Source organism: Njordella aestuarii (assembly GCF_056494165.1).
This window is the reverse complement of sequence record NZ_CM151397.1, coordinates 2,634,866-2,647,256: the sequence shown is the minus strand read 5'-3', so window position 1 is coordinate 2,647,256 and position 12,391 is coordinate 2,634,866. Positions and strand designations below refer to the sequence as shown.

The 12,391-nt window shown below is 51.6% G+C and carries 9 protein-coding genes; 6 read left to right on the top strand and 3 right to left on the bottom strand.

Annotated features, from left to right (window positions below; all coding sequences use genetic code 11):
* Genes SH451x_RS10285 through SH451x_RS10275 form a run of 3 tightly spaced genes read left to right on the top strand, consistent with a single transcriptional unit; the run spans position 1 to position 2,650 of the window.
* Positions 1 to 705: a Rossmann-fold NAD(P)-binding domain-containing protein gene (locus SH451x_RS10285; RefSeq protein WP_479362372.1), complete on the top strand. Its 705-nt coding sequence runs from the start codon at positions 1 to 3 to the stop codon at positions 703 to 705.
* Between the two features lie 21 nt (positions 706 to 726).
* On the top strand, positions 727 to 1,650 hold the full coding sequence (locus SH451x_RS10280) for a hypothetical protein (RefSeq protein ID WP_479362371.1): 924 nt from the start codon (positions 727 to 729) through the stop codon (positions 1,648 to 1,650).
* Between the two features lies 1 nt (position 1,651).
* Positions 1,652 to 2,650, top strand: a complete 999-nt coding sequence (locus SH451x_RS10275; RefSeq protein ID WP_479362370.1) for an NAD-dependent epimerase/dehydratase family protein — start codon at positions 1,652 to 1,654, stop codon at positions 2,648 to 2,650.
* Between the two features lie 19 nt (positions 2,651 to 2,669).
* On the opposite strand, the gene SH451x_RS10270 is transcribed toward SH451x_RS10275, so the two are convergent.
* The 3 genes from SH451x_RS10270 to SH451x_RS10260 all read right to left on the bottom strand — a co-directional run bounded on the left by SH451x_RS10270 (position 2,670) and on the right by SH451x_RS10260 (position 5,560).
* Complete coding sequence (locus tag SH451x_RS10270; RefSeq protein WP_479362369.1) at positions 2,670 to 3,158, bottom strand: hypothetical protein; 489 nt, start codon at positions 3,156 to 3,158, stop codon at positions 2,670 to 2,672.
* An 11-nt stretch (positions 3,159 to 3,169) separates the two neighbouring features.
* Complete coding sequence (aroE, locus tag SH451x_RS10265) at positions 3,170 to 4,750, bottom strand: shikimate dehydrogenase (protein ID WP_479362368.1); 1,581 nt, start codon at positions 4,748 to 4,750, stop codon at positions 3,170 to 3,172.
* A 201-nt stretch (positions 4,751 to 4,951) separates the two neighbouring features.
* Positions 4,952 to 5,560 carry an anthranilate synthase component II gene (locus SH451x_RS10260; RefSeq protein ID WP_479362367.1) on the bottom strand — a complete coding sequence of 203 codons (609 nt, stop codon included), beginning with the start codon at positions 5,558 to 5,560 and terminating at the stop codon, positions 4,952 to 4,954.
* Between the two features lie 431 nt (positions 5,561 to 5,991).
* Between SH451x_RS10260 and SH451x_RS10255 the strand changes: the two genes are divergently transcribed.
* The 3 genes from SH451x_RS10255 (at position 5,992) to SH451x_RS10245 (ending at position 12,387) form a co-directional block, all read left to right on the top strand.
* Positions 5,992 to 7,296: a DUF1501 domain-containing protein gene (locus SH451x_RS10255; RefSeq protein ID WP_479362366.1), complete on the top strand. Its 1,305-nt coding sequence runs from the start codon at positions 5,992 to 5,994 to the stop codon at positions 7,294 to 7,296.
* A 100-nt stretch (positions 7,297 to 7,396) separates the two neighbouring features.
* Positions 7,397 to 9,859 (top strand): PPC domain-containing protein, encoded by a 2,463-nt coding sequence (locus SH451x_RS10250; protein ID WP_479362365.1) that lies wholly within the window; start codon positions 7,397 to 7,399, stop codon positions 9,857 to 9,859.
* Entirely contained in the window at positions 9,856 to 12,387 is a 2,532-nt protein-coding gene (locus SH451x_RS10245; RefSeq protein ID WP_479362364.1) for a DUF1549 and DUF1553 domain-containing protein, read from the top strand. The genes SH451x_RS10250 and SH451x_RS10245 overlap by 4 nt, the downstream gene beginning before the upstream one ends.
* Positions 12,388 to 12,391: the final 4 nt, after the last annotated feature.

The following is a 12,391-nucleotide window of genomic DNA, read 5'->3' as shown; positions in this document are numbered from 1 at the left end:
GTGAGTCAAACAACTTCTACCGATAACGCAAAAGCGAACGACTACGTAGCGCACGTTCCTGTAAACGTGCGCCCATGGGTGTTGACCGCGGCCGTTTTACACCTGAGCGTTGTCGCGATCTGCCTGTTCTCTTCGCACCGGCTATCCAACCTTGCGATCGACCTGTTAGGGTTTATTTCTCCCTACGCAACGACGCTCAATTTACGAATGGATCTTCAACCTTTAGCGGTGACGGATGTCGAATTGCTCGAAACACCGATCGCAGTTCGCTTTCGCAACTCAAAACCGACCGCTGATTCTCAGTGGATCGACTGGGCCAGTTCATCTCGCACGGTCGATGGCACTTACAGTTCATCGATTCGTCGCCAACGGTATCTTCGACAGCTTGAAGGCCTGTTGACGATTGAAAGCAGCGACGGAATTTCGCAACTGATCGCAGCGATGTTGAACGACATTCAATCCAAACCAGGGGCATCTGAAGTTGACCAGTTTCAAATCGTGCAGCTACCGATTGTGCAGTCGAATGAATGGGAAATCGCCGAGAAATTTCGTCGCGAAGGGAACTTGCCGACGGCACTGCAGCCGGAAGTACTCTTAGCCGCAAACATCGTGCGACTAGAGGACGGCTCAATTGGCGTGCTACCGGAAATTTCCGAATTGCGAACCGCTCCAGTTATCGAAAACGCCACCACGAATTCCAACTAGTTTTTAAACCAACAGCATCTCGTGCAAGATATTATCGCTTACTGGAAATGGTTGTGCAGCAGCAGTGGCCGTTGGTTTGACATGCAGTTTCTGCAACCGCTGCTTTCCGGGCATGCCGCTCTATGTAGGCTGTGTATCGGTGTCGCCTGCGTCCTCTTCTTCAGTTCGTGGTATGGTCGCATCGATACTTGGGCCAGCGACAGCGGTCCACTGAACACAGAGGTGGCTCGCTTTTTGATTGGTGATGGTATCGAAGGAACCGGATCGGCATATCGTTTGTCGCCGTTCTTCGATTTCCAAAGTTCAACCTTCGCCATTATTTACCTATTTTGCGGAACGATCGCTTCGTTTGTCCTCATCACCGGATTTGGTGGCCGCCTCAGTGCCGTGCCTGTTTTGATTTTGATGCTTGGCATCTTGCATCGATTCAGCATGCTCCAGAATCTAGGCGAACTACTCCTCTGTTCGATCGTTCCGTATTTAATGATCGATAGCGGTTGGGTCGGTCAGGCACCGCAACTCGGGTTTGCAGATAATCGTCGGCGGTGGACCGTCGGCCTAATGATAGGCTTGCTGAGGTGGCATCTCATGATTTGGGTTATGGCCTCCCTTGCCAGCCATCTTTCGCAGTCCATGTGGTGGGAAGGCAACGGCATCTGGTACGTCGCTGCTAACGGTCAAAGCCCACTTTTCACGGCTGATTTTATCGCGGCCAATTCATGGGCCTCTCCGCTCGTAAGCAATATTTGGTTATTGTCCCATCTTGCCTTCCTGACGTGCCTGGGTTTTAGCAAACTGAGGCCGCTGGGGATTGTTGTGGGAGTGTTTTATTGGCTGATGGCCTATCTGCTGACAGGCGACTCGATGTACGCAGTGGCTGGTGTCGCGGCGACCAGTTGCATCTTTTACGAGGCGAGTGACATCCTTAAACGTCTCAGGTCCTAGGATGAGTTCTCTCGTTTTGGTAACTGGTTACGGCGGGTTTCTTGGCAAAGCAATTTGCCAGCAGCTGATCGCTCGAGGATACCGCGTCCGCGGGCTAGCACGAAACAGGTACGACGAACTCGCCAAGATCGGTGTTGAAGCGATTGTTGGCGATGCCTCGGATGCAGACGTTTGCCATGCAGCGTCCAAATCCTGCGATGGCATAATTCATACAGCAGCCATTGCCAGTGTCGGTGGCGACCGCAAAGTATTCGAAAGAATCAATGTCGGCGCGACCGAATCGCTCATTGCCGCCGCTCGATCGCAAAGCGTGCCAGCCTTCGTTTATTGCAGTTCCCCAAGCGTCGTTTTTGCCGGTCAACCTCAGTGCAACATCGATGAAAGTACGCCCTATCCCACTCGCTGGTTAGCTGACTACCCGCGTACCAAGGCGATCGCCGAAGCGTTTGTGTTGGCGTCGAACTCCTCTAGCTTGCAGACATGTTCACTTCGCCCGCACCTTATTTGGGGACAGGGCGACAATCATTTGACACCTCGACTGATAGATCGATCGCGGCGAAATCGGCTGCGCATCGTTGGTAACGGCAAGAATATAATCGACACGGTCCATGTCGATTCAGCAGCTCGGGCACATGTGCTTGCACTGGAGAAACTTTGGGACAAGTCGACGGGCGTAAGCGGCAAGCCGTTCTTCATTACCGATGGCCAACCAATTCAGTGCTGGCAATGGATCGCCCATATATTACAGACAGCTGGGCAAGTTCCTCCTACAAAGCGAATCAGCATCAATGCGGCCTACAGGCTAGGACATGCGCTTGAGTTGGCCTATCGCGCCTTTAACATTCAGTCCGAACCGCCGATGACCCGTTTCGTTGCGCTGCAACTAGGGCTAGACCACTACTACAATATTGACGCAGCGCGGAATGCGTTAGGTTACGATCCTACTATTGACCGAGACGCAACTCTGCAAGCCATGGCCGGCTGGCTTCGATCGCTGTAATGCATTGGCGGATCAGTTCCTACCTGGCCATCGCCACGCCGCTAACTGCTGCGATCATTATGAAGAAGAAGATCATGGCGTAGAGGCCAATCATCACAATTGACAGATAACCAATGTATCGCCAAAACGAGAGTTGCGACTGAATAACGTTGGCAATCGAACCGCCGGCATACGACGCGCTCGATCGAGCACTTTGCGCTGCTTTGAAGAGAATGACCGCAGGGAGCAGGTAGACCAGGATGGCCAAGGCCAAAATTACGACCACTCCTACGATTCCTTCTACAACGTCCGATTCGCCCACGAAGACTCCAACAAACGACGCTGCGACAAACATGAACAAGATCCCCGCAAAGAGGAAACCGATTACCGCGAAGTAGGTCTGCCAGCGAGCTAGTGACGTTAGTGACTTCAGCAAGTTCGGCGGTAGTACGGTCGATGGAGTCTCTTGTGTGGGCAAATTTCCATACGAAGGTTCGTACGGGTTGTGTTCATCAACTCGTGGTTGCATGCGTACTGACTTTACTTGGAAGGCGAAAAAGTTTTCGGTGGTTGATCGTCGGATGGTTCGACCTTGTCCATATCATCGCCAGAATCTTCATCGTCCAAGTCTTGGTAGTTGATTGGCGAGATCGCTTTGCGAAGTGTCTTTACCATGTGTTGTACCGGAGCTTCGCGTCCAGTAAAGAGCTTGAATTGATACGCGGCTTGTCGGATAAACATTTCCATTCCGGAAATCGTTGGGCAACCGACCCCTCGAGCCATCTTCAGAAGTAAAGTCTGCTCGGGGTTATAAACCGTATCAAAAACCATCGTGCGTGCGTCGAGATCCTTTGTATCATAAGGCGAACTATCGACATCGGGGAACATCCCAACGGGAGTTCCGTTTACTAGAATATCAGGACGAGTCTCGTATCGATCAGACCAGGCAACCGGATCAGCTTTAATCTGCTTAGCAAGTCGATCGGTGCGATCCGCAGTTCGCGAAGTCAACTTCAGCGTCGCCCCCCGTGCTTTTAATCCATAGCCGATCGCTCTCGTAACGCCGCCCGCGCCCATCAAGAGAACTTGGCGGTTACGGAATGGATCTGGATTGTCTGATCGCTTTTTCATCGCTTCGGTCAAGCAATCCATGGCCGCGCGATAATCGGTGTTGAAGCCTAACAATTCGTTGGTATCGTTAAACACCACCGTGTTGATAGCTCCGATTTCTTGCGCTGCCGATTCAGCTTGACTGAGGTAGCTCATGATCGCCTCCTTGTGTGGAATGGTGACGCTCAATCCACGCACACCATTTTGCGGGCACCATTTCAGGAAATCAGCGAGGTCTTCAGGAGCAATGCGAAACGGGATGTAGCGAGCATTGAGCTTTTCTTGCTCAAACGCTGCGTTATGAATAAGCGGTGAATAGCTATGAGCCACGGGATCGGCGACGACGCCGAACAACACCGTTTCGGAATCGATACTGTCGGCTCGGTATACTTTCTTCATCTGATCAAAGGTCAGCTGCCCCGGAGCAACTCTGCGCTCTGACGAATACACGCAGTAGGTGAACGGTGCGTTGTAGCGAGATGCTAGAATTCGAGAAAGCGCGCCGGTCTCTCCCATGCTAATGCCAATCGTGGGCACGCGGGCTTCGCGCATTAACGCCAACATGCGTTCAACGTCACTGAAACTATTGGCTAGTGCGGCAATCTTGACGATATCAGCGTCCATCGCTGCCAGTTCACGATGAATTTCAACCAGATCTTCGGGCGTACCTTCGAAGTTATGCAGGCTGACGATTCTCTTCGTTTTACCGTACCGCGGAATCTTCATCGCGATATCGAATTCAAGATCGACATATTCGACGCCCATCGCGATTGAAGAGCGAAGCAACATTTGGCGTTCTTCTTCGCTGCGTTGCCAACGGCCACCGTCTTCAGCGCGGCGGCAAGTCACAATCACAGGCGTAGGTCGGTTCTTGAAGAGCCGAGCTAAATCGATGCTGCGTCCAATATAGTCGAGTCGAATTTCAGCAAGTTCAGCGCCCTCTTCGGCTAGGCGCAGGTGTTCGTTGATCGTCGTTTTGTGACGCGTCCGAGCGATTGTGACACAGATCATCGGCTATATTCAGTGCTCAAAAAAATGAAGTAACAGGCGCCCTGCCTTGGTAGTCCATAAAACAGTTTCGGTAGAGACTAAAGTTCAACAATTTTTCGGCATTCGCCGGTCGTCTCCCAACAGTCTTACATCTAAGCGAAAAATGTCGCGGAAATGCCCCGCAATTTTTCGCTCTTTATGCAAAGTCTAGCACCATTGTGATTAAGATGCGGCCGCGGTCGAGGGCAATTCCCATTCCAAAAACCGCTTTAGCAACGTGGGCCCCGGTTGAGTCAGGAAGCTTTCCGGGTGGAATTGCCATCCTTCCAAGGGCCATTCTTTATGTCGGACGCCCATAATTTGCTTTCCATACTTCTCGTTTTCCACCCATGCAGATACTTCCAAGCAATCAGGTAGCGTCGGTGGATCGATCACTAATGAGTGGTAGCGAGTGGCAATAAAAGGGTTGGGCAGGCCTTCAAAAAAACCTCGATTATCGTGACAGATTCGATCGGTCTTGCCGTGCATAAGCTGGGGAGCACGAACAATTTTCCCGCCTAAACACTGTCCGATCGACTGGTGGCCTAAACAAACGCCCAGCGTTGGAATCGTTGGAGCGAACTTGCGAATGGTCTCGACGCTGATGCCCGCTTCGCTGGGAGTGCACGGTCCAGGCGATATCAGAATGCGACTGGGTCGCAGTTTGGCGATGTCGTCGACCGTGATCGCGTCGTTGCGGTGCACTTGGATGTCGATCGTCGGATCAATTTCGCCGAGCCGTTGGACCAAGTTATAGGTAAAGGAATCGTAATTATCGATGACCAGTATCATTCGAGCGGTTTCGATCGGGAGGTGCCAAAATGGTTATTCAGTCCAGCCACTATTGCGGTGGTTGTTCAGCAATTAGAGCAACAATTCCGTAAAGTTGTAGCGAACGCTTTTGAAAAGTAAGTTGCTAGGCCGTTGATTATGGTTCGCGTCAAAGGTATCCTTTACGAAGAGTCTGCGGCTTGGCGGAATTATAAGCTGCAAAACTTCCCACCTAAACCAGGACGCCGACCGCTCGGTGTTCAGAATCATGAAAAGGGCTCGCGGTCAATAAAATCCCATCGGTTTTCAATACCTCGAGAGACTTTACAGTAGGCATAAACGCCTCAAACAACTTGCTTTTTGTCTCAACTTGCAGCAGCCCATTGGTACTTTCGTGCCCGTAGTCCGCTTCTGCTATGTGAAATCCAGCCCACCAACGGAGTTCGGTTCAAATGCCGTGTTCAGGTAATATCTTAGCTCGCCGAGGATTCCTTTCCGTCGGAGCTCTTGGAGCAGTCGGCCTATCGCTTGCCGATTTCCTCCGCGTTCAAAAAGCTCAAGCGGATCAAAAACACTACGACTTTATCGAAGCCAAAGCCGATAGCGTCATTCACATTTTTCTCCCCGGCGGGATGGCTCAACAAGAGTCCTTTGATCCCAAGCCTTACAGCCCGATCGAATATCGTGGCGAAATGGGAGTGACGAAGACCAACACTGGCGAAGTGTTCAGCGAAACGCTTCCGCGACTTGCCTCGATGGCCGATAAGGTTACCGTGATCCGCTCGATGACGCATGGCGAAGCGGCGCATGAACGCGGCGTTCACAACATGTTTACTGGTTACAAGCCGTCACCTGCTCTGGTCTTCCCAAGCTTTGGATCGGTCGTATCCCACGAATACGGTTCGCGAAATAACTTGCCGCCCTATGTCGCTATCCCTAACGTTCCCAATGAATTCGCAAGCAGTGGTTATTTGAGTTCGTCGTTCGGACCCTTCGCCCTGGGTGCTGATCCTGCGAATAGCGGCTTCCGAGTGCAAGACCTGAATCTTGCAGGCGGTGTCGACTTTGATCGATTCAAGCGTCGCCGCGATGCGCTAGAGAAAGTGAACTCGTATTTTGCGACGCGTCAGGCCAGCGACAATGTCGTGGCGATGGATTCGTTCTACGATAAAGCCTACAACTTGATCAGCAGCGATGCCGCTCGCGAAGCATTCAACATTGAAGCGGAAGACGCAGCCCTTCGCGATAAATATGGCCGCAACGAAGCGGGTCAACGATTACTCATGGCGCGGCGACTTGTAGAAGCGGGCGTTCGCTTTGTAACGCTGACATACTCCGGTTGGGACCATCACACACAGATAACAAATGCATTCCGCGGAGCGATGCCGCCGCTTGATCAAGCTCTTGCGACGTTGCTGGAGGATCTCGAAAGTCGCGGACTCTTGGATCGCACTTTGGTTATGGTCAGCAGCGAATTCGGACGGACGCCGAAGATCAATCCTGATGCAGGTCGCGATCACTGGCCAAAGGTCTTCAGTGTGATGCTCGCCGGCGGGGGCGTAAAACGCGGGTTGATCTACGGCGCTTCGGACGCGACTTCCACAGAACCTGATCTCAATCCAGTCGATCCAGCAGATTTGGCAACTACCATGTACCACCTGCTGGGCATCGTGGCTGACAAAGAATTGATGGCTCCTGGTGACCGCCCAATTGAAATTTGTGACGGTGGTAAATTGCTAACCGACATTATTGCCTAGCTTTCCTGACCGAATTGCAGACGCTCAATGTCGCTTGCACTGGCGGTGTTGAGTTAGTCTAACTGCCGCCCTGCCAGCCTTCCTACCATTGCATTCCCTCATGAAAAGCCCCATTTTGACGAGTCTTCTTCGATTTTGCCGACGTTCCGTTGCTCCCCACGTCGCCGTAGCCTGCTTCCTCTTTTCAGCCAGTCTGCTTGCTGTTGGCGCCGAACCGATTGTTAGACGTATCACTCCAGCCGGCGTTACGGCTGGGCAGACGCGGCAGCTTACGATCCTTGGCGAACGATTGTCGGACGTGACTGAAATTGTATTCTTCGAATCGGGACTGAAAGCGACTGGATTTGAAGTTGTCGACGATAATCAAATAAAGTTACAACTGGAAACCGATGCTACGCTTAACAATGACCTCTACGCATTTCGTCTCGCAACCAAATCGGGGTTAAGCAACCTGCGTTACGTTGGCGTCAGTCGTTACAAGTCGCTTAGCGAAGTTGAACCCAACAGCGATTTCGAAACACCGCAAGTTATCGAATTTAGAACTACCGTCGATGGTACGATTCAGAACGAAGACGTCGACTACTTTGCGGTCGATCTAAAACAGGGGCAAGTCGTCAGCATCGAAATCGAAGGACTGCGGCATGCTAATGACCGAAACTTCTTTGATCCTGCGATTGCGATTTTTGACGCCGACCGCTTCGAAGTTGCCAGTAGTGATGACACGGCCTTGTTGCGCCAAGACGGTTTGTGTTCTTATCAAGCTACCAAAGATGGACGATTCATCATCGAAGTGCGCGAGAGCGCGTTCGGCGGCAACGATGATTGCCTTTACCGCTTGCACGTCAGCGACCAGACACGCCCCATCGCAATTGTTCCAGGAGGCGGAAAACCTGGCGAACTGTTGAACGCAACGCTTATTGATGACCTAGGTAACAGTTGGCAAGAATCCTTTCAGCTACCCGAATCTGCTGTCGACAGCTTTGCAATTTGGTCCAATCGTAATGGCAATCAAGCAACATCGCCAAACTACGTACGCGTTGCAGCGATGGAGAATCACGTCGAAGCGGAACCGAACGGCGATATGAATAACGTCCCGGCAGTGACCAGCTTGCCTGCGGCCTTTCACGGCGTTTTGCAGGAACCAAACGACGAGGATTTCTTTGTCTTTACGGCCACCAAAGACCAACAGTTTGAGATTCGATCAGTAGCAAGATCTATCCTGCGTTCACCTGCCGATACGGTAATTAACGTCTTCAAGGTCGGCGGCGGACATATTGTTGGCAACGACGATAGTAGCGGTCCAGATGCTTTCGTCGACTTCAAAGCACCCGAAGATGGAAACTATGCGATCCGCGTGCTGGATCATTTACGCCGCGGTGGACTCGATTTCGCCTACCGAATCGAATGTGCTCCCAAACAAGCAGAAGTGTTTCCAACCGTCGTCGATCAAGAGCGGCTCGTATCCCAAACGATTGTTGTGCCTCGTGGCAGCCGCACTGCGATTGAGGTGAATGTGAATCGAAGAAACATCGGCGGCGACGCTGTTGTGAAGCTTGAAGGTCTGCCGCCTGGGTTGACTTGCGAACCAGCAGTCTGCCCGGCTGATCGTGGATCGGTACCGCTCACCATTCGCTGCGCCGCTGAAGCAAACCCAGTCGGCGCGCTCGCAAACCTAACTACGTCGATCACACGAGCGGAAAACGATATCGTAACTGGCAATCTCCGCCAACGTGTTCAGCTTATCATCGCTCAGAATGACCGAGACGTCTGGGGCTATGACGCCAATCGAGCTTCGGTTGCGATTATCGATGAATCACCGTTTGATATCGAGGTAGTCCAGCCTGGCGTACCTCTAGTGCGTGACGGTTCCATGGATATCAAAGTAAAGCTGCATCGTAAAGAAGGTTTTGATGGCCCCGTCCGATTGCGATTTTTGTACAACGCTCCCGGCATGTCCTCAAACGGTTCGGTCAAGTTTGAAAAGGACCAGACCGAGGTTGTCATACCTATCACGGCCAATGGCAATGCAAAACTTGGTGTATGGCCGATGTCGATCATGGCTTGGTCTCGCGTAGATCGCGGCGATATTCGCATCGCATCTGAACCCTTCACTATTGAGATCGCCGACCGGCTGTTCGAATTTGCCTTTAACAAAGCGATGGGTGAAATCGGAAAACCGGTCGATGTGCTTATCAACGCGAAATTACTTCGCGAAGTAGCCGGCAATATTGAACTTGAAATCCTAGGCGTACCACCTGGAACGACTTGCGCAGCACCAAAACTTCCGTTTGCACCGACCGATGATAAAGTTGTCTATCGGATTGATGTACCGGCAGATGCCAAGACGGGTAGCTTCAAAACGATTATCTGTCGCGCGACGGTAACAAGCGATGCAGGCGTGATCACACAAACGAACGGTAACGGCGAAGTTCAACTGGATGTTCCAATTGTGGCGCCGACTCCAGCCGCAACTCCCGAGCCTGCCAAAACAGAAGAACCCGCAGCGCCTAAGGTCCTGACGCGACTGGAGCAACTGCGAGCCATGAGGGAGTCGAAACAATGACCTTTTTAGCGATTCGTAATTTGTCCGCAATTTATTCCGCTTTGGATTTTCGTCCTATGCTAAATAACAAACCACTGCGCTGTAATCTTAGTACAGCGTATGTGCTATGGTTACTGATCGGCGCGTTCTGCTCACTTCCAAACGTTGCGTTTAGTGAAGAAACTGCGGCGGCAGCGTGGGAACGAATTGATCTTTATCCCACCGAAGTCTTGCTCAACGGCAAAGACGATTCGCAAAGAATCATCGCTGTTGCAACTCGCAGCGATGGAATCACCAAAAATGTAAGCGATCTCGTGAAATGGGATACGGACTCTGTCGACACATTCAAGTTGGATGCAGGCGTATTGACGCCGCTGGCCGACGGTTCAGCAATGCTACATGCTAACTGGAATGGTCTCGCTGCAAACGTTAAAATCACAGTCAGCGAATTCGACAGCCAACAATCGGTTAGCTTTATCAATGATGTAGTACCAATCTTGACAAAGGCCGGCTGCAACACTGGCAGCTGCCATGGTGCAGCGCGTGGCAAAGACGGTTTTCGCATCAGTCTGTTCGGTTACGATCCTCGCGGCGACTACAATCGCATCACTCGCGAAATCGGCGTGCGACGCATCAACATGGCAGTCCCCGAAAATAGTTTGTTGCTCTTGAAAGCAATCGGGGCAGTACCACACAGCGGTGGCAAAAAGATCGAGCCCGATTCACCGCACTATCACACGATTCTTAAGTGGCTTCAAGATGGTGCAAACCTTGATCAAGGCGAGGTTCCTTCGGTTGCCAAAGTTGATCTGTACCCCAAAACGATTGTTATGGAAGGACAAGGCGAAATTCAGCCAATGGTCGCCGTTGCAACATACTCCAACGGCAAGACCCGTGACTTGACGCATCTCGCGAACTTCACAACCAACAATGATCGCTCGGCAGCGGTCGACGTAACAGGCACTATCACCGCGGGCTATCGTGGCGAAGCCTTTGTTATGGCGAGATTCGACGTTCACTCCGTTGGCTCGCAAGTCCTTGCATTGCCCAGCGACCTGAGTTACACGCCACCGGAAATCAAAGGGAACTATATCGACGAACTGGTGGCTGCAAAACTTGAAAAAGTTCGGATCACGCCAAGTGGTCTCTGTACCGATGAAGAGTTTTTGCGACGAGTAACGGTAGATATCATCGGTCAAGTCCCCGAACAAGCCGATGCGCAAGCCTTCCTCGAAGACCAATCACCTGATAAACGTAGCAAGCTTGTCGATTCCCTGTTGGAACGCAAAGAGTTCAGCGAAATCTGGGCCGCCAAATGGGCTCAGATTCTCATGATTAAGAGCAATAACGAAGTCAGCTACAAAGCGGCGTTTTTGTACAACAGTTGGCTGACGAACAAGATTGCCAGCAACGTTCCGATCGATCAAATCGTACGCGAACTGTTGACGAGTTCCGGCGGTGTCTTTGACAATGCAGCGACCAATTTCTACGAAGTCGAACGCGATCGATTGAAGCTGTCTGAAAACACGGCTCAAATCTTTATGGGAATTCGCACGCAGTGTGCGCAATGCCATAACCATCCGTTTGACCGCTGGACAATGGATGATTATTACGGATTCACCGCCTTCTTCGCTCAGATCGGTCGCAAACAAGGCGAAGACTATCGACAGAACGTCGTCTTCAATTCCAACGGCGGCGAAGTCAATCATCCTGTCGGCGGCGCGGTCGTCAAACCGAAGTTCTTGGGCGGCGACGTCCCTGAAATTAAACCAGGCCAAGACCGTCGTGAAGTCCTGGCGAGTTGGATCACTAGTGAGGCTAACCCGTACTTTTCCCTGAGTATTGCGAATCGAATCTGGTCCCATTTTACAGGCACCGGAATTGTTGAACCCGTCGACGATTTCCGTGTTTCTAACCCCGCGTCAAACCCAGAGTTATTGGATGCCTTGGCGGGAAAACTGCGAGAGTACAAGTATGACTTTAAGCAAATCGTGCGCGACATTTGCAATTCGCAGACATACCAACGCAGCAGCATCCCGACAGCAGACAACAAGGATGATCTGCGTAATTATTCGCACGCTCAGCCGCGTCGCATTCCTGCCGAATCGCTGTTGGACTGCATTTGCATCGTGACAAATACCAAGGAAAAGTTCCGCGGACTTCCGATTGGTGCCCGTGCGACTCAAATTGCCGACGGTTCGACCAGCAACTACTTCTTGACAACGTTCGGGCGGTCCCCGCGAACGACTGTCTGCGAAAATGAAGCAAGCACCGATCCATCGCTCTCTCAGGCGTTACATTTGATCAACGGCAACAGTGTGAGCGGAAAGATCCAGCAAGGCAACTTGCTGAACACTTGGATAGAACAAGGCTTGGACGACGATCAAATTATTGAGCAGATTTATTTGCGATCGCTGACTCGAAAACCTACAGCAGAAGAGCTTGAAACGCTAAGACAAATCATTGCCGCTTCCCCCAATCGGAACGTCGGTCTCGAAGATGTCTTCTGGGCAACTTTGAATTCGCGTGAGTTCTTATTTAATCACTAACAAT